This window comes from Janthinobacterium sp. CG3 (genome assembly GCF_000344615.1).
In the GTDB taxonomy this organism is placed as follows: Bacteria; Pseudomonadota; Gammaproteobacteria; order Burkholderiales; family Burkholderiaceae_D; genus Janthinobacterium.
Map to the genome: position 1 here is coordinate 532,875 of NZ_KB467825.1, position 17,629 is coordinate 550,503.

The following is a 17,629-nucleotide window of genomic DNA, read 5'->3' on the forward strand; positions in this document are numbered from 1 at the left end:
TTTTCTCCTAAGTTGATTCTTCGAACCTTCACTTTAGGATTAATTTGCGTCTTTTGCCGACCCGCCTTCATTCATAGTATCTACGAAAACGCGCGGGCTCAACGGTATCGACCGGGCTACTAACATTCATCGAATAAATTCCCGCTCGGCAATATTTACGCCGATATTGGGAGTATAATTTTTTCGATGAACAGACTCGACGCCTTTAAAAGCATCGCCGCTCAAGCGAGCCGCGGTGAGCTGACGTTCCCCACCAGCGTGACCGCATCGATCAAGTTGCAGCAAGTGCTCAGCGACCCCGACTGCCACATCGACACCGCCGCCAAGCTGGTGCAGGCCAACCCGCTGTTGGCCGCGCGCACCGTGGCGATCGCCAACTCGGTCGCCTACAACCGCTCCGGCAACGAAATCTCCAGCGTGCGCGCGGCCGTGCAACGCATGGGCGTGCGCACGCTGCAATCGCTGGTGGCGGCCCTGATCGTGCGGCAGATCGGCAGCACCGTCACCGACCCGCTGGTCAAAGTCAAGCTGGCGCAACTGTGGGAGCATACCGCCCACGTCGCCGCGCTGGCGCAGGTGATCGCCCGGCGCGTCACCCGGGTCGACCCGGAGACGGCGCTGTTCGCCGGCATCGTGCACGAGGTCGGCGGCTTCTACATGCTGTCGCGCGCGCCCGACTTTCCCGGCATCCTCGACGGCGAACCGGAAGACTGGCTCGAACATGGCGAGCAGGAGATCGGCCGCGGTGTACTGAAAAAACTGGTGATTCCGGAAGCGGTGCTGGCGTCGGTCGAATCGCTGTGGGACGGCTTTCGCGCGCTGCCGCCGGAAACCCTGGGCGACACCCTGCTGCTGGCCAACGACCTGGCGCCGGTGGAGTCGCCGCTGTACGAAAGCCCCGGCGCCACCAGTCCGCAGGCGGCCCGCACCATCGATTGCGACATGGGCGAAGGCACGCTGAAAAGCATCATGGCCGAGTCGGCGGCCGAAGTACAGTCGCTGCTCGCGGTGCTGATGCTGTAACGACATACCGGGGACAGACCACGATTTCCGGGCAATATTGCCCGGAAATCGTGGTCTGTCCCCGAAACTGCGGAAATCGTGGTCTGTCCCCGAAACTGCAAAGGCGGCGCGCAATCGGCATAGGAGCGGCCAATTACTGGCCGGTCCCCTGCCACACCACCCGGCATGCGGGTCCGCACCGGGCGGTTCGAGTAGTTGAGGTTATGAGAGCCGAGGCACGCCAAGACGGTCAAAGTAGGCGATCGTCAGCACACTATTGAGTGCCATGCGACTGTTGCGCCACCAGCAGCGACTGTTCTTCGCCACCAGCAACGCCACTTTCGGAGACGCTCCCAAGGCCAGCAGTTCCCGATACATCGTCGTGCCGCGCTTCCATTGCTTGAGGTGAATCGCTCGCAGTCGATGACGCAACCATTCGTCCAGTCTACGCCAGACTTTTGGTGTTTGCGCCAAGCCGAAATAGGCTTTCCAGCCCAGCAGGTAGCGTCGTAACGGTTCGATCACTTCGGGCATGCTGCGCCCACAGGAGCGCCGGGTCAGTTGCCTGATCCGCTGCTTGAACGTTTCCAGCGCCTTCAACGACACCGCACGTTTTACCTCGCCTTTCGGAGCCGCCCACAGGCTGTAGCCCAGAAACTTGCGGCCAAACGCGCTGGCCACCGCGCTTTTCGATGCATTGATCGTCAGGCGCAGTTTATCGTACAGGCGCCCGAGCAACGCCATCACCCGTTCGCCCGCTTTCCGGCTGCGCACATACACGTTGCAGTCGTCGGCGTAGCGTTCGAAGCGATGGCCCCGCCGTTCCAGTTCCCGGTCCACTTCGTCCAGCAACACATTGGCCAGCAGCGGTGACAGTGGCCCGCCTTNCGGCGTGCCCCGCTCGCGTTCANCCACCACGCCCTGATGCATGATGCCGGCGTTGAGGTAGGCACGGATCAGCCGCAACATGCCGGCGTCNCCGATGCGCTTGCCCAGCCGGTCCATCAGCACATCGTGGTTGACGCGATCAAAGAATTTCTCCAAGTCGACATCCACCACCACCCGATAGCCTAGTTGCACATGCTGCTGTGCAGCGAGCACGGCGTCGCGGGCGCGACGCCCCGGACGAAAGCCATGGCTGTGTTCACTAAAAGTAGGATCGAGCAGCGGTTGCAGCACTTGCAGAACAGCCTGTTGAATCAGCCGGTCGACTACGGTGGGTATCCCCAACTCCCGTTCGCTGCCGTCTGGCTAGGGAATGCCGACGCGACGTACCGGACTGGGCCGGTACGTGCCTGCCATCAATTCTCTCCTGATGTTCGGCAATGCGCTCACCAAATAGCGGCCAGTCGTGGAGATGTCCATGTCATCGACGCCTGCTGCACCCTTGTTCGCCTTCACGCGTTTCCACGCACGTTGCATGTTCTCTCTCGCCAGCACCTGCGCAAGCAGGCCCAGCCCTGCGCTCACCGTGCCATGCCGCGTGGGACCAGCTTCATCGCTGCGTGCTTGGACGACGGCTTCACCGCCACCTGCCACACACCGCTCCGCTGACGCGGACATCTGATGCAAGGCTTTTCTCATCGACATGGTGGTTTAACGCTCCTTCTCGTTTGGCTCTTCGCCCCGTTCTTGGCAGCTACTAAGGCCTCTGCTGACTTCTCGCTCCGGCTTCCACCGTCGCCCTTTCAGGCATGAAGCGAGATCTCCCCAGGTAAGAACGCACTCCTTCACTGCACAACCGCCGGATTTACGCCGCTTCAACTTCGCGGTTTCTTGCCCGCTCGTCCTGCTCGGCAGCGCCTTCTATCCGATTCTTGTACATCGGCTCGCAGTTTCGATCCACGCTTCCTCCCCACGGTCGGTCGCCCTTCCGCAGTTGCGCTTCACTTCGCTCGCTGTGGTCAGCTCGCGACGGGACTTGCACCCGCAAGAATGCGCCCATGCTGGGCGCACAAAAAAAAGCCCGCTGGAGAGCGGGCCAAGTCCAAAACTAGGGATGTCCTGAAAGAGACAGCTCCACTATAACTGCAGCGCCACCCGCGTACTGTACGTTCGCCCACATAAGTACCTATATTTTCAAATAAGTATGCCAACAAACTATCGCCGGGCCGATTCCAGCGAATATTCTGAGCAAGGCACAAAAAAAGGACAGCTCGCGCTGTCCCTTTTTGTTGAAACCAGCTTGCCTTACACCACGGCGCCGTCGGTCTCGTCTTTTTCCTTGATCGGCTTGATCAAATCTTCGCGCTTGACGCCCAACCACATCGCCACTGCCGCGGCGACGAACACCGACGAGTAGATACCGAAGCAGATACCGATGGTCAGCGCGATGGCGAAGTAATGCAGGGTCGGGCCGCCCAGGAACAGCATCGACAGCACCATCATCTGGGTGCAACCGTGGGTGATGATGGTGCGCGAAATCGTGCTGGTGATGGCGTTGTCGATCACTTCCTGCACCGACGATTTGCGCTGCTTGCGGAAGTTTTCGCGGATACGGTCGAAAATAACCACCGACTCGTTGACCGAGTAACCCAGCACCGCCAGCACCGCCGCCAGCACCGTCAGCGAGAATTCCCACTGGAAGAAGGCGAAGAAGCCGAGAATGATGACGACGTCATGCAAGTTGGCGACGATCGCCGCGACCGCGAATTTCCATTCGAAGCGGATGGCCAGGTAGATCATCACGCCGATGATCACCATCACCAGCGCGTTCAAGCCGTTTTGCGCCAACTCCTCGCCCACCTGCGGACCGACGAATTCGACCTTCTGCAGCGCCAGCGATTCGGCGCCGGAGGCGTCGGCGCAGCCGGTTTTGACGATATGCTCGCCCTTCTCGGTGACGCTTTCCATTTTCTTGGCGGAACCCTGCTCGGCCTTGCACAGCGCGTCGAACACCATCTGCGAGCTGTTCTCGCCGCTGATCGTCTTGATCACCGGCAGGCGGATCATGACGTCGCGCGCGGTGTCGAAGCTGGTCACGCCCGGTTCGGTGTAACCCATGCCTTCCAGCGTGTGGCGGATCGACTCCAGGTTGGCCGCTTTCGGGTATTTCACCTCCATCACGGTGCCGCCCTTGAACTCGACCGACAGGTGCAAGCCCTTGTGCAGCAGGAAAAACACGGCGGCCACGAAGGTCAGCGCCGAGATCACGTTGAAAATCAACGCGTGGCGCATGAAGGGAATGTCTTTTTTGATCCGGAAAAATTCCATGAAATCCTCTGAGTTCTGATTGCGCACCCGGCGCCGCGCGCCGGGTACTGGCTGAATACTGGCTGCTTACTTGGACAGGCCCGGGATCCACACCGTGCCGATGGCGACCGAGGTCAGCTTTTTCTTGCGGCCGTACCAGAGGTTGACGACGCCGCGCGAGACGAACACGGCCGAGAACATCGACGTCATGATGCCCAAGCAATGCACGACCGCGAAGCCGCGCACCGCGCCCGAACCGAACAGCAGCAGCGCCAGGCCGACGATCAGCGTGGTCACGTTGGAGTCGAGGATGGTGGCCCAGGCGCGGTCGAAACCGGCCGAGATCGCCGCCTGCGGCGAGGCGCCGCCGCGCAGCTCTTCGCGGATGCGCTCGTTGATCAGCACGTTGGCGTCAATCGCCATACCCAGCGCCAGCGCGATCGCGGCGATACCCGGCAAGGTCAGCGTCGCCTGCAGCATCGACAGCAGCGCGATCAGGAACAACAGGTTGCAGGCCAGCGCCAGCACGCTGAAGAAACCGAACATCATGTAATAGAGGATCATGAAGACGGCGATCGCGGCGAAACCGTACACCGTCGAATACAGGCCCTTCTTGATGTTTTCGGCGCCCAGTTGCGGCCCGATGGTGCGTTCCTCGACCACCGTCATCGGCGCGTACAGCGCGCCCGAGCGCAGCAGCAGCGCCAGTTCGGTCGAATTTTCGGCCGCGCCCATGCCGGTGATCTGGAAGCGCGAACCGAGTTCGCTCTGGATGGTCGCCACCGACAGCACTTCGGGCTTGCCCTTTTCGAACAGCACGATGGCCATTTTCTTGCCGACGCGCTCGCGCGTGGCTTCGCGCATCTTGCGCCCGCCGTCGCCGTTCAGGTCGATCGACACGGCCGGCTGCTGGTTCTGGTCGAACGTCGCGTCGGCGCTGGAAATATAGTCGCCGGTCAGCACCACGTCTTTCGACAGCACGACGGGCACGCCCTTGCCGACGGTGAACAGTTCCGAGTTGAACGGAATGGCCGCGCTCAGCTCGGAACCCGGGGTGACGCTTTCGTCGACCATGCGCACTTCCAGCGTGGCGGTGCGGCCGATGATGGCCTTGGCGCGCGCCACGTCTTGCACGCCGGGCAACTGGACGACGATACGGTCCGGGCCCTGCTGCTGGATGATAGGCTCGGCCACGCCCAGCTCGTTGACGCGCTTGGACAGCGTGGCGATGTTTTGTTTGACGCCGTCGTCGATGGTTTGCTTGAGCGCGGTCGGCTTCAGCGTCACGCTCAGCTTCAGGTCGGCGCCGTCGGCGCTGTCGGCGAAGGCCAGGTCGGCCATCTGGCCGGCCAGCACGTCTTTCGCCTTGTTGCGGGTGTCGGCGTCGCGGAATTTGATCTCGATGACGTCGCCGACGCGCTCGATACCGGCGTGGCGCACGTTCTTGTCACGCAGGGCGCTGCGCGCCGCCGCCTGGATGCCCTGGACGCGCTTGCTCAACGCCGCCTTGGTGTCGACTTGCATCAGGAAATGCACGCCGCCGCGCAAATCCAGGCCGAGGTACATCGGCAAGGCATGCAGCTTTTGCATCCACTTCGGCGTATTCGGTTGCAGATTGACGGTGACGAGGTAGGTCGGGTCGCTGGCGTCCGGGTTCAAACCCTTTTCCAGCAGCAGTTTCGCCTTGAATTGGGTGTCGGGGTCGGCAAAGCGGATGCGCACCGAGGCGCGCGTGCCGGCGTTGTCGAAGCTGACGCCTTCCGATGCAACATTTTCTTGCTTTAACACCGCTTCGACCCGGGCCGTCAGCTCGCTCGCCACCTTGACGGTCGATTTGCCGCTCGTCACTTGCAGCGCGGGCGACTCGCCGAAGTAGTTCGGCGCCGTATACAGGGCGCCCAGCAACACGGCGACGGCGATAAGGATGTATTTCCAGACAGGGTAGCGATTCATATTTGGTTCAGCGTTCAGTGTTGTGCGTCGGAGGCGTCACATCGGGCCGCTTGTGGCGGCCCGAAACGGTATTACAGCGCCTTCAGGGTGCCTTTAGGCAGCAGCATCGTGATGGAACTCTTTTGCACGACGATTTCGGTGCCCGTCGCCACTTCCACGGTGACATAGCCGTCGGTGACCTTGGCAACCTTGCCCAGCACGCCGCCGGCGGTGACCACTTCGTCGCCCTTGGCCAGCGCATCCATCATCGCCTTTTGCTCTTTCGCGCGTTTTTGCTGGGGACGGATCATCAGGAAGTACATGACCACGAACATCAGCACCAGCGGCAGGAAGCTCGTCATATTGCTGCTCAGGCCGAGACCGTCGAGGGGGGATTGTGCGTAAGCGTTGGAAATGAACACAGGAACTCCGATTCTAGTCAGTTTGAAAAATTAGCGCTGTATTCTAGCACTGGCCGCAGCGCGCGGACGCTCCCGCCTATGTGGCGGGTATAAATCTTTTTACAAGACCCGGCGCGAATTAAGCCCGTCTTAAGCCCCGCGCGCCCGCTCGGCGTGGAATTGCAGCGTGAAGGCGTGGAAACGCTCTTCGTCGAGCGCCTCGCGCATCTGCCGCATCAGGTCCAGATAGTAATGGAGATTGTGGATGGTGTTCAAGCGCGCGCCGAGGATTTCCTTGGAGCGGTGCAGATGGTGCAGGTAGGCGCGCGAAAAGTTGCGGCAGGCGTAGCACGAGCAGGTTTCGTCGAGCGGCGCCTTGTCTTCCTTGTAACGGGCGTTCTTGATCTTGATGTCGCCGAAGCGGGTGAACAGCCAGCCGTTGCGGGCGTTGCGGGTCGGCATGACGCAGTCGAACATGTCGATGCCATTGGAGACGCCGGCGACCAGGTCTTCCGGCGTGCCCACGCCCATCAGATAGTGCGGCTTGTTGGCCGGCAGGCGCGGCCCGATGTGGGCCAGCATGCGCATCATGTCTTCCTTCGGCTCGCCGACCGACAGGCCGCCGATGGCGATGCCGGGGAAGTTGACCTCCTCCAGCCCGGCCAGCGACTCGTCGCGCAGATGCTCGAACATGCCGCCCTGGACGATGCCGAACAGCGCGTTCGGGTTCTCGCCGCGGACGAACTCGTCCTTCGAGCGCTGCGCCCAGCGCAGCGACATGCGCATCGACGTCGCCGCCTCCTCGATGGTGGCGGGGCGGCCCTGGATTTCATACGGGGTGCACTCGTCGAACTGCATGACGATGTCGGAATTCAAGCCGCGCTGGATCTGCATCGACACTTCCGGCGACAGGAACAGCTTGTCGCCGTTGATCGGCGACGAGAAATGCACGCCCTCTTCGGTAATCTTGCGCATCGCGCCCAGCGAAAACACCTGGAAACCGCCGGAATCGGTCAGGATCGGCTTGTTCCAACCCATAAAGTCGTGCAGGCCGCCGAATTTTTCCATGACGGTGTTGCCCGGGCGCAGCCACAGGTGGAAGGTGTTGCCCAGGATAATCTGGGCGTCGATTTCCTTCAACTCCAGCGGCGACATCGCCTTGACCGAGCCGTAGGTTCCGACCGGCATGAAAATCGGCGTCTGCACCACGCCATGGTTCAAGGTCAGCGTGCCGCGGCGCGCGTTGGTCAGGCCGCTCGTGTCGGTCTTGAGTAACTTAAAATCCAGCATTCTTAATCTTTCGTAAATTATTCCGGGGTGCGCGGCGCGCGCGACTGCGTCGTCAACAACATGGCGTCGCCGTAGCTGAAGAAGCGGTAGTTCTGCGCGATGGCGTGGGCGTAGGCGGCGCGGATCTGCGCGTAGCCGGCGAAGGCCGACACCAGCATCAGCAGGGTCGACTTGGGCAAGTGGAAATTCGTAATCAGCCGCGTCACCGTCTTGAACTGGTAGCCGGGCGTGATGAACAGGGCCGTGTCGGCGCTGCCGGCGACCAATGTGCCGCTTTGCGAGGCCGACTCCAGCGCGCGCAGGCTGGTGGTGCCGACCGCCACCACGTCGCGCCCGGCGGCCTGGGCCGCGCGTACCGCGTCCACGGTTTCCTGCGCCAGCGTATACCACTCGGTGTGCATCTTGTGCTCGGCCAGCACCTCGGCGCGCACCGGCTGGAAGGTGCCGGCGCCGACGTGCAGCGTAACGTAGGCGAACTGCACGCCCTTGGCCTTCAGTTGGTCCAGCAGGGCCTGGTCGAAATGCAAGCCGGCGGTGGGCGCGGCGACCGCGCCCGGCACCCTGTTGAACACGGTCTGGTAGCGCGTTTCGTCGAACTCGTCGGCGGCGTGCTCGATATACGGCGGCAGCGGCAGGCGGCCGTGCGCCTCGATCAGCTCGAACACGTCGGCGTCGAAATGCAGCGTGAAGAACTCGCCGGCGCGTGCGCCGACGGTGACGTCGAAGGCGTCGGCCAGGCGCATCTTGCAGCCCGGCGGCGGCGACTTCGAGGCGCGCACCTGGGCCAGCACGGTGCGGCTGTCGAGCACGCGCTCGACCAGCGCCTCGATCTTGCCGCCGCTTTCCTTGACGCCGAAGAAGCGCGCCTTCAGCACGCGGGTGTCGTTCATGACCAGCAGGTCGCCGGCCTGTAATTGCGCGACGATGTCGGCGAAGCCGCGGTCGACCAGGGCGTCGCCGTCCAGGTGCAGCAGGCGCGAGGCGCTGCGCTGCGCCAGCGGCAGTTGCGCGATATTTTCTGGAGGTAAATCAAAATCGAAATCGGAGAGCGAATACATGCGTTTGCTTCAAGAATTATTAGGAATGCACGAACGGCGGGCAGGCACTATACTGTGCGCCTATACAGGTCGTACAATACCAGCCCGCCCCGGCGCGTTGCTGCGCGTGGGCCAACCCTCTATTTTACGCTAGCCGCCCCTATTCTTCCGATATGCCCGCTCCGAAGCCAAAAACCGCCAAGAAAATAGTCAGCAACGAGAGCAAGCTGGCCAAGCTGGGCCTGCGCACCGACATGGACCTGGTGCTGCACCTGCCCATGCGCTACGAGGACGAGACCAAGGTGGTGTCGATCCGCGAAGCCTGCCTGCACGGCGGCGTGTCCTCGCAGGTCGAGGGCGTGGTGACTAAATGCGAGGTCGGCTACAAGCCGCGTCGGCAATTGCTGGTCACCATCGCCGACGACAGCGGCAACCTCCTGCTGCGCTTCATGAACTTCTACGGCAGCCAGGTCAAGCAACTGGCCGAGGGCACGCGGATTCGCGCGCGCGGCGAACTCAAGCACGCCTTCTTCGGCGCCGAAATGGTCCACCCCGGCTACAAGGTGGTCAACGAGGGCGCGCCGCTGCCGACCGTGCTGACGCCGGTCTACCCGTCCGGCGAGGGCCTGTCGCAGCCGATCCTGCGGCGCGCCATCAACGACGCTATGACGCGCATCGACTGGCACGACACGCTGCCGCCGGCGCTGGTCGAGGACATGCGCCTGAGCGACTTCGAGCCGGCCGTGCGCCTGCTGCACTACCCGCCGCAGGAAGTCGACGAGAGCGCGCTGAGCGACCGCTCGCACCCGGCCTGGGTGCGCATGAAATTCGACGAACTGCTGGCGCAGCAGCTGTCGCTGAAGCGCGCGCAGCGGGCGCGCCGCTCCAAGGGCGCGGCCGCGCTGCCGCGGGTGGGCGCGCTGTCGGCCGCCTTCCTGGCCGGGCTGCCGTTCAAACTGACCGGGGCGCAGGCGCGCGTGCTGGAGGAAATCCGCGCCGACCTGCGCCACCCCTACCCGATGCAGCGGCTGCTGCAGGGCGACGTCGGCAGCGGCAAGACCGTGGTGGCGGCGCTGGCGGCGGCGCAAGCCATCGACAGCGGCTACCAGGCGGCGCTGATGGCGCCCACCGAGATCCTGGCCGACCAGCACTTCCGCAAGATCGCCGCGTGGATGGAGCCGCTCGGCGTGACCGTGGCCTGGCTCACCGGCAGCCTGAAGAAAAAAGACAAGCTGGCGGCGCAGGCGCTGATCGAATCGGGCCAGGCGCAACTGGTCATCGGCACCCACGCGCTGATCCAGGACGCGGTACAGTTTTCCAGGCTGGGCCTGGTGATCGTCGACGAGCAGCACCGCTTCGGCGTCGGCCAGCGCCTGACCCTGCGCAACAAGGGCGACGCCGACGCCGTGCCGCACCAGCTGATGATGTCGGCCACGCCGATCCCGCGCACGCTGGCGATGACCTACTACGCCGACCTGGAAGTGTCGGTGATCGACGAACTGCCGCCGGGGCGCAGCCCGATCGTCACGCGCTCGATCGACCAGAACCGGCGCGACGAAGTCATCGAACGGGTCTACGCCGCCGCGCTGGAAGGCCGGCAAGTGTACTGGGTCTGTCCGCTGATCGAAGAGTCGGAGGCGCTGCAACTGCAAACGGCCACCGACACCCACGCCATGCTGGCCGAGGCGCTGCCGGACCTGCAAGTGGGGCTGGTGCATGGGCGCATGAAAACGGCGGAGAAGCAGGAAGTGATGGACGGCTTCAGCGCCGGCCAGATACACGTGCTGGTGGCCACCACCGTCATCGAAGTGGGTGTCGACGTGCCGAACGCCTCGCTGATGGTGATCGAGCACGCCGAGCGTTTCGGCCTGTCGCAACTGCACCAGCTGCGCGGCCGGGTCGGGCGCGGCTCGGCGGCCAGCGCCTGCCTGCTGCTGTACCAGGGCCCGCTGGGCGGCGTGGCGCGGCAACGCCTGATGACGATGCGCGAAACCACCGACGGTTTCGAAATCGCGCGCAAGGATTTGGAGATCCGCGGACCGGGGGAATTCCTCGGCGCGCGCCAGTCGGGCCAGGCCATGCTGCGCTTCGCCGATCTGGAAACCGACCAGTGGCTGGTCGACCAGGCCCGGGACGTCGCGCACGACCTGCTGCACGCCAACGGCGCCGACAGCGCGGCCACGGTCGAAGCGCACCTGGCGCGCTGGCTCGGCGGCCGCGAAGAATTCCTGAAGGTGTAGACCGGCTAACAGCAAAAACCCGGCTCCGCATGAGACCTCAACCGCAGGTCGGGTTAGCCCAGCGTAACCCGATACTGCGCGTCTACTCCTTGCGGACGGTCAAACTTAAAACTCTTCCCACTCGTCGGCGCCGCGGGCCGGCGTCGGCGCTTTTTTCGCCGGCGCCAGAGCCGGGCGCTTGGGCGCCGGCCGCACCGGCGTTGCGACGGCGGCCTTGGCGCGCGGCGCCGGCGTCCGCGCCGTCTGCGCCGCGTCGAGCTTGAAGATGCTGACGGCCTGCGCCAGGCCGGCCGCCTGGTCGTTCAGCGATCCGGCCGCCGCCGCCGCTTCCTCCACCAGCGCCGCGTTCTGCTGCGTCACGCCGTCCATTTCGGTGATCGCCTGGTGGATTTGTTCGATGCCGATTTCCTGTTCGTGGCTGGCCGAGCTGATCTCGCCCATGATGTCGGTGACGCGCTGCACGCTGGCGACGATGTCGTCCATGGTGTTGCCGGCCTGCGTCACCAGCTTGCTGCCGGTGTCGACCTTGTCGACCGAGTCGCCGATCAGTTCCTTCACTTCGCGGGCGGCGGCGGCCGAACGCTGCGCCAGGTTGCGCACTTCCGACGCGACCACGGCGAAACCGCGGCCCTGCTCGCCGGCCCGGGCCGCCTCGACCGCCGCGTTCAGCGCCAGGATATTGGTTTGAAACGCGATGCCGTCGATGACGCTGATGATGTCGACAATTTTCTTGGCCGAGTCGTTGATCGCGGCCATGGTCTCGATCACCTGCGACACCACTTGGCCACCCTTGACCGCCACGTCCGACGCCGAACCGGCCAGTTGATTGGCCTGGCGCGCGTTGTCGCCGTTCTGCTTGACGGTGGAGGTCAGCTCCTCCACCGCCGACGCGGTCTGCTCCAGCGCGCTGGCCTGCTGTTCGGTGCGCGCCGACAGGTCCAGATTGCCTTTGGCGATTTCGCTCGAGCCGTTGGCGATCGACTCGGTGCCGTTGCGCACTTGGCCGACAATGTTCTGCAGGCTGGCGTTCATGTCGCGCAGCGCCAGCAGCAACTGGCCGGTCTCGTCGCTCGACGCGACCACGATGCGGCTGGTCAGATCGCCCGCCGCCACCGTCTGCGCGATGCGCACGGCTTCGCCCAACGGCCGCGTGATCGAACGCGACACCAACCACGCCGCCGCGCCGCCCAACAGCACGGCGATGCCGCCCAGCGCAATCAGCAGGGTGCGCGAAAACTCGAACTGCCTGGCGCTATGCTCGCCCGACTCGTCCACCAGACGCCGCTGCAGGGCGTTGAAGTCGCGCAGCGTCGCGGCGAATTTGTGTAAAGCCTCGTAGGTCTCGGCGTGCGCCAGCGCGTTCGCGCCCTCGCGGTCGCCGGCGGCCAGCAGCGCCAGCACCTTCTTGTAGGAGGCCACGTACTGCTCGCCCTCGCCGCGGGCTTTGCTCAGCAGGGCTTTGCCCTCGGGCCGGTACAGCAGCGGCTCCAGTTTAGCCAGCGACTCGGTGAACGCCAGCTCGTTGGCGGCCAGGCGTTCGCGCCCGGCCTTGGCTTCGGCCTCGTTTGCGCTGCCGGTGAGTTGAAACACCCGCGTCATGCTGCCGCGTACATTGTCGAGCGCGTTGGCGGCCAGCGTCGCCTTGACCCAGTCCAGTTTGATAATCTTGTCCGTGCTCGCGTTTAAATCGGCCAGGCCGCTGGTGCCCAACGCCACGATGCCGACGAGGAACGCCAGCACCAGGCCGAAGGCGAAGTTCAGGCGCATGCCAATTTTCATGTTGCTAAAACCCATTTTATTCCTCGATAGATGTGTGTGCGGACGGCCGGGCGTAGCCCTCGCCGCATCGGCGGCGGGCGAACACGTGACGAACCGTGACAGCTGATGCTGTGGGGGATGGCGGCGGGATCGGGGCCGACAAATAGCCTTGACCGCGGGCGCGAGCCTGCCGGTCAAAAAACCCCGCGGCCTGGTGGCGCGGAGCGAAACCGGACGCGGTTTAACTATGGGTATCTCTTAAAAAGACACCGCGACATCATACTCCAAATATTTTAATTAGGAAACATTATGGCAAGAAAAACGCGCGCAGATCAAGCTACAAACACATGAAGAAGCGGTTCGCCAAGTCCAGCATGAAACTCGGGCGCAGGTAGGCGGCGAAGATCAGCGCCAGCAACGCCGCCCCCGCCACACGGATCAGCCAGATTTTCACGCGGCCTTCAATTCGGCGCGCACCACGCCGCGCTCGTCGATGGGCAGGTTGGCCAGCGCCGCCAGCACGCCAAGGCCGATCGTGATGGCCCAGACGGTGTCGTAATTACCTTGGCGCGCATACAGGAAACCGCCCAGCCAAACGCCCAGGAAACTGCCGACCTGGTGCGAGAAAAACACCATCCCGGCCAGCATCGACAAGTGCTTGACGCCGAACACGCCCGCCAGGATGCCGTTCGTCAGCGGCACCGTCGACAGCCAGATCAGGCCCATCGCCGCCGCGAACGCGTACACCGACCACGAGGACAGCGGCGCCAGCAGGAACAGGCCGATCACCACGGCGCGGCCGAGGTAGATCGACGACAGCAGGTAGCGCTTGGGCAGCCGGCCGCCCAGCTTGCCGGCGTAGTACGAGCCGAAGATGTTGAACAGGCCGATCAGCGCCAGCGCGGTGACGCCGATGTTGGGGTTGATCAGGCCCTGGTCCTTCAAGTAGGCCGGCAGATGCACGGCGATGAAGACGACCTGGAAGCCGCAGACGAAATAGCCGGCCATCAGGAACAGGAAGGAACGGTTGCGGAAGGCCTCGCTGGCGGCCTCGCGGATGCTTTGCTGCGGGCCGGCATGCTGCGCCACGGCCGGTTCGCGCAGGTAAAACGCCATCGGGATCATGGCCAGCACCAGCAGCGCGGCCAGCAGGTAGAAGGCGTTTTGCCAGCCCAGCGCGTCGATCAGGTACTGCTCGACCGGCATCATCATGAACTGGCCGAAGGAGCCGGCCGCCGACGACATGCCGAAGGCCCACGAGCGCTGCTGCGGCGGCGCGGTGCGGCCGATGATGCCGCTGATGGCGCCGAACGCGGTGCAGGCCAGCCCCAGCCCGACGAACACGCCGGTGCCGACGATGAACAGGGTCGGCTGGGTGACCAGCGCCATCCACACCAGCCCGACCATGTAGCTGAGCGCGCCGACGATCACCACGCGCATGGTGCCGAAGCGGTCCGCCGCCATGCCGGCGAAGGGGCCGAACAGGCCCCACATCAAGTTTTGCATCGCCATCGCCAGCGAGAACGTCTCGCGGGTCCAGCCGTTGGCCTGCGAGATCGGCTGCATCCAGAAGCCGAGGCCGTGGCGCACGCCCATCGCCAGGGTCAGGATGACGCCGCTGGCGAGAAGCACTGTTTTCAGCGATGGCGCGCCGGTGTTGGTGGACATGGATTCCTCGGATTATCGTTATATGTGAGCGCCGCGTAACGGGTTAACAGCAGCGGCGCCTTGAGAATTTCTATGGCCGCACCTGGTCGGCGCCGTACGCCAGGCCGATCTGCGCGCGGATGGTGTCGAGCACGCCCATCAGCGCCAGCGTCTCGGCGTGCGGCATCAGCGGGCTTTCGATCAGGCCGGCGCGCAGGCAGCGCATCACCTCCACCACCTCGTAGGCGTAGCCGCTGCCGATGTGCGGAAACTCCACCGTGCGCGCGTTGCCGTCGAGCGTTTCCACGCTCAGGGTCTGGGCCTGGAAAAAGCGGTTGTGGATGCGAATGTGGCCGAGCGGGCCGGCAATCGTCATGTCGCTCGGCGACTGGGCGCGGATGCTGCACACGCAGGACGACACGCCGCCGTCCCGGTGGCGCAGCGAAAACGCGGTTTGCAGGTCGACCCCGGTCGGCCCCATCTCGGCGACCGCCTGCACCGCCGCCACCGGCCCGAGGAAAAAGGCCGACAGCGACAGCGGATAGATGCCGATGTCGAGCAGCGCGCCGCCGCCCAGTGCGGGGTTCAGCAGGCGGTGCTGCGGCCCGACCTCGGGCGCGGTGAAGCCGAAGTCCGACTGGATCTGCGCCACCTTGCCGATTTCGCCGCTGTCGATGATGCGCCGCACCTCGCCGATGGCCGGCAGGAAGCGCGACCACATCGCCTCCATCAGGAACAGCTGCTTGTGCCGCGCCAGGTCGACCATCTCGGCGGCCTCGCGCCGGTTCATGGCGAAAGCTTTTTCGCACAGCACGTGCTTGCCGCCGTTCAGGCACATCAGCGTGTTCTCGGCGTGCATCGCGTGCGGGGTGGCGATGTAGATGACATCGACGTCCGGGTCGTCGGCCAGCGCCTGGTACGAGGCGTGGCAACGGCCGACGCCGAATTCGCGGCCGAACTTGTCGGCCCCGGCGCTGCCGCGCGAGGCCACCGCGACCAGCTTGGCGCCGGCCACCTCTTGCAGCGCGAACGCCAGCGCGCGGGCGATCTGCCCGGTTCCCAAAATCCCCCAGCGTATGACTTTATCCATGCTCTCCGCCCTCCGCCGCAGCCGCGGCCTAGCCTAGTGTGGCGCCGCGCTCCGCTTCGGGCGGAACACGCTCGTGTCGTCGTAAAATACCTGGTCCTGCCCGGGCCACCAGCCCGGCACGCCCAGCACCGGCAGCGGCGTGAAGTCGGCTTTGCTCAAGCCGCGCCCGGCCAGTTCGCCGGCCACCCGCTGGTCGATCCAGGCGCGCCTGGCCGCGTGCCCCAGCGCGAAAAAATCGTCGCCGGCGAACACCACGCGGGTGTGCGCGGTGATCGCCTTGTACGGCGCCACCAGCTTTTCCATCAACGCGTGGCCGAACAACCACAGCTCGGCGTCGGCCAGGAAATCGGCGCGCCGCGCCAGCCAGGCGCCGCGCCAGTCATGCCCGCGCAAGGCCGCCACCAGGGCCGCGCCGCCAGCCGAGTCGCGCACCACCAGCAAGGCCGCGTTCTCGTCGAAAATCGTGGCGGCGTCGCGCGCCGGGCCGCGCGACTTGCCCACCCCGGCCAGCGCGATCTGCGCCGCCTGCAGCGCGTTCAGCTGGCGCTTGATGCGCGGGAAGCTGAGCCACACCAGGCCGTTGAAAAAATCGTGCAGGTTGTCGCGCGTCGGTACGCCGCCGGTGGCACCGATGAACTCCTCGTACGCCGTGCCCTCCGGCAGCGCGCTTTGCGGCACGAACGACAGCGGCATGCCGCTATCGTTACGCAAGCCTAGCGCCGCGGCACGCCCGTTGAACGCCTTGATCACGCCGTCGCCGGCCAGGTCGAGCCCGCCGGCGACGTCCAGCACGGACGCGTACCACGGACGGGTCCAATCTATGCCATCCAACATCGACAGCTTAAACCAATTTCCAGTTGATGCGCTCGCCACCGTTGAGCGGGATCACCTTGTCGCCGGCCAGCGCCAGCGACTCCGGCAGCGTCCATTGCTCGCGCCGCAGCGTGACGCTGCCGCTGTTGCGCGGCAGGCCGTAGAAGGCCGGACCATGGAAGCTGGCGAAGGCCTCCAGCTTGTCGAGCGCGCCGGCGCGCTCGAACGCCTCGGCGTACAGCTCCATCGCGTGCAGCGCCGTGTAGCAGCCGGCGCAGCCGCAGGCCGCCTCTTTGGCGCCCTGCGCGTGCGGCGCCGAGTCGGTCCCGAGAAAGAAGCGCTCGTCGCCGCTGGTGGCGGCCGTCATCAGCGCCAGGCGGTGCTCTTCGCGCTTCAGGATCGGCAGGCAGTACAGGTGCGGTCGAATACCGCCCTTGAAGATCTCGTTGCGGTTGTACAGCAGGTGGTGCGCCGTGATGGTGGCGGCGATCGGGCCGTCGGCCTCGGCCACGTACTGCGCCGCGTGCTTGGTGGTGATGTGCTCAAAGACGATGTTCAGCGCCGGGAAGTCGCTGCGCAGCGGGCGCATTACGCGTTCGATGAAGACCGCCTCGCGGTCGAAGATGTCGATCTCGGGGTCGGTCACCTCGCCGTGCACCAGGAAGGGCATGCCGACTTCCTGCATCGTTTCCAGCGTCTTGTAGCAGTGCTTCAGGTCGCTCACGCCGGCGTCGGAATTGGTGGTGGCGCCGGCCGGGTACAGCTTGACCGCGTGCACGAAGCCGCTGTCCATGGCGCGGCGGATCTCGTCGGGCGCGGTGTTGTTGGTCAGGTACAGCGTCATCAGGGGTTCGAACTGCATGCCCTCCGGCAGCGCCGCCAGGATACGCTCGCGGTAGGCGGCGGCGTCGGCGGTGGTGGTCACTGGCGGCTTCAGGTTCGGCATCACGATGGCGCGGCCGAACTGGCGCGCGCTATGCGGCAGCACGCTGGCCATGGTGGCGCCGTCGCGCAAATGCAGGTGCCAGTCGTCTGGACGGGTGATGGTAAGGCTTTGGGGAGTTTCGATGATGGACATGGCGGCTTTCGTGGAACGGATCCACCATTTTACCAGCGCGCCGGGGCCGCCGCGCGCTGGGATGCAACGGATGCAACAACACCACTGGCGTTCAGTGAGCGCGCTTTTCGCAGGTCGGGTTAGCCCATTGGGCGTAACCCGACTGGCGT

At 64.7% G+C, this 17,629-nt stretch carries 12 protein-coding genes and 1 pseudogene; 2 read left to right on the forward strand and 11 right to left on the reverse strand.

Annotation, left to right across the window (positions count from 1 at the left end):
- Nucleotides 1-186: 186 nt before the first annotated feature.
- Nucleotides 187-1,023, forward strand: a complete 837-nt coding sequence (locus JANGC3_RS0126980; protein ID WP_017879615.1) for an HDOD domain-containing protein — start codon at nucleotides 187-189, stop codon at nucleotides 1,021-1,023.
- A 201-nt stretch (nucleotides 1,024-1,224) separates the two neighbouring features.
- Here JANGC3_RS0126980 and ltrA read toward each other — a convergent pair.
- From ltrA to queA, 6 genes and pseudogenes are all read right to left on the reverse strand, one after another.
- Nucleotides 1,225-2,592: pseudogene (ltrA, locus tag JANGC3_RS30315) on the reverse strand (group II intron reverse transcriptase/maturase).
- A gap of 600 nt (nucleotides 2,593-3,192) precedes the next feature.
- The gene (secF, locus tag JANGC3_RS0126990; RefSeq protein ID WP_017879618.1) at nucleotides 3,193-4,215 is read right to left on the reverse strand and encodes a protein translocase subunit SecF; all 1,023 of its coding nucleotides are present in this window, start codon (nucleotides 4,213-4,215) and stop codon (nucleotides 3,193-3,195) included.
- 66 nt (nucleotides 4,216-4,281) lie between these two features.
- Entirely contained in the window at nucleotides 4,282-6,147 is a 1,866-nt protein-coding gene (gene secD / locus JANGC3_RS0126995) for a protein translocase subunit SecD (protein WP_017879619.1), read from the reverse strand.
- A gap of 71 nt (nucleotides 6,148-6,218) precedes the next feature.
- Nucleotides 6,219-6,548 carry a preprotein translocase subunit YajC gene (gene yajC, locus JANGC3_RS0127000; protein WP_026133578.1) on the reverse strand — a complete coding sequence of 110 codons (330 nt, stop codon included), beginning with the start codon at nucleotides 6,546-6,548 and terminating at the stop codon, nucleotides 6,219-6,221.
- Between the two features lie 129 nt (nucleotides 6,549-6,677).
- Nucleotides 6,678-7,817: a tRNA guanosine(34) transglycosylase Tgt gene (tgt, locus tag JANGC3_RS0127005; RefSeq protein ID WP_017879621.1), complete on the reverse strand. Its 1,140-nt coding sequence runs from the start codon at nucleotides 7,815-7,817 to the stop codon at nucleotides 6,678-6,680.
- 17 nt (nucleotides 7,818-7,834) lie between these two features.
- Nucleotides 7,835-8,875 carry a tRNA preQ1(34) S-adenosylmethionine ribosyltransferase-isomerase QueA gene (gene queA, locus JANGC3_RS0127010; protein WP_017879622.1) on the reverse strand — a complete coding sequence of 347 codons (1,041 nt, stop codon included), beginning with the start codon at nucleotides 8,873-8,875 and terminating at the stop codon, nucleotides 7,835-7,837.
- Nucleotides 8,876-9,027: 152 nt separating this feature from the next.
- Here queA and recG point away from each other — a divergent pair, with 152 nt between their 5' ends.
- Nucleotides 9,028-11,094, forward strand: coding sequence for an ATP-dependent DNA helicase RecG (recG, locus tag JANGC3_RS0127015; protein ID WP_017879623.1), 2,067 nt, complete (start codon nucleotides 9,028-9,030; stop codon nucleotides 11,092-11,094).
- A 105-nt stretch (nucleotides 11,095-11,199) separates the two neighbouring features.
- Here the strand turns inward: recG and JANGC3_RS0127020 are convergent, their stop codons facing one another.
- The 5 genes from JANGC3_RS0127020 to pyrC all read right to left on the reverse strand — a co-directional run bounded on the left by JANGC3_RS0127020 (nucleotide 11,200) and on the right by pyrC (nucleotide 17,480).
- On the reverse strand, nucleotides 11,200-12,888 hold the full coding sequence (locus JANGC3_RS0127020) for a methyl-accepting chemotaxis protein (RefSeq protein ID WP_017879624.1): 1,689 nt from the start codon (nucleotides 12,886-12,888) through the stop codon (nucleotides 11,200-11,202).
- Between the two features lie 414 nt (nucleotides 12,889-13,302).
- Nucleotides 13,303-14,520 (reverse strand): MFS transporter, encoded by a 1,218-nt coding sequence (locus tag JANGC3_RS0127030; RefSeq protein ID WP_017879626.1) that lies wholly within the window; start codon nucleotides 14,518-14,520, stop codon nucleotides 13,303-13,305.
- 70 nt (nucleotides 14,521-14,590) lie between these two features.
- A complete protein-coding gene (locus JANGC3_RS0127035; protein ID WP_026133579.1) occupies nucleotides 14,591-15,589 on the reverse strand; it encodes a Gfo/Idh/MocA family protein in 999 nt (332 codons plus the stop codon).
- Between the two features lie 33 nt (nucleotides 15,590-15,622).
- A complete protein-coding gene (locus tag JANGC3_RS0127040) occupies nucleotides 15,623-16,423 on the reverse strand; it encodes a DUF3025 domain-containing protein (RefSeq protein ID WP_026133580.1) in 801 nt (266 codons plus the stop codon).
- Between the two features lie 7 nt (nucleotides 16,424-16,430).
- Nucleotides 16,431-17,480, reverse strand: a complete 1,050-nt coding sequence (gene pyrC, locus JANGC3_RS0127045) for a dihydroorotase (RefSeq protein ID WP_017879629.1) — start codon at nucleotides 17,478-17,480, stop codon at nucleotides 16,431-16,433.
- Nucleotides 17,481-17,629 lie beyond the last annotated feature (149 nt).

Coding starts and splice junctions, on each gene's coding strand:
- JANGC3_RS0126980 (WP_017879615.1), top strand. CDS start 187: ATGAACAGACTCGACGCCTTTAAAAGCATCGCCGCTCAAGCGAGCCGC.
- secF (WP_017879618.1), bottom strand. CDS start 4,215: ATGGAATTTTTCCGGATCAAAAAAGACATTCCCTTCATGCGCCACGCG.
- secD (WP_017879619.1), bottom strand. CDS start 6,147: ATGAATCGCTACCCTGTCTGGAAATACATCCTTATCGCCGTCGCCGTG.
- tgt (WP_017879621.1), bottom strand. CDS start 7,817: ATGCTGGATTTTAAGTTACTCAAGACCGACACGAGCGGCCTGACCAAC.
- queA (WP_017879622.1), bottom strand. CDS start 8,875: ATGTATTCGCTCTCCGATTTCGATTTTGATTTACCTCCAGAAAATATC.
- recG (WP_017879623.1), top strand. CDS start 9,028: ATGCCCGCTCCGAAGCCAAAAACCGCCAAGAAAATAGTCAGCAACGAG.
- JANGC3_RS0127020 (WP_017879624.1), bottom strand. CDS start 12,888: ATGGGTTTTAGCAACATGAAAATTGGCATGCGCCTGAACTTCGCCTTC.
- JANGC3_RS0127030 (WP_017879626.1), bottom strand. CDS start 14,520: ATGTCCACCAACACCGGCGCGCCATCGCTGAAAACAGTGCTTCTCGCC.
- JANGC3_RS0127035 (WP_026133579.1), bottom strand. CDS start 15,589: ATGGATAAAGTCATACGCTGGGGGATTTTGGGAACCGGGCAGATCGCC.
- JANGC3_RS0127040 (WP_026133580.1), bottom strand. CDS start 16,423: ATGTTGGATGGCATAGATTGGACCCGTCCGTGGTACGCGTCCGTGCTG.
- pyrC (WP_017879629.1), bottom strand. CDS start 17,480: ATGTCCATCATCGAAACTCCCCAAAGCCTTACCATCACCCGTCCAGAC.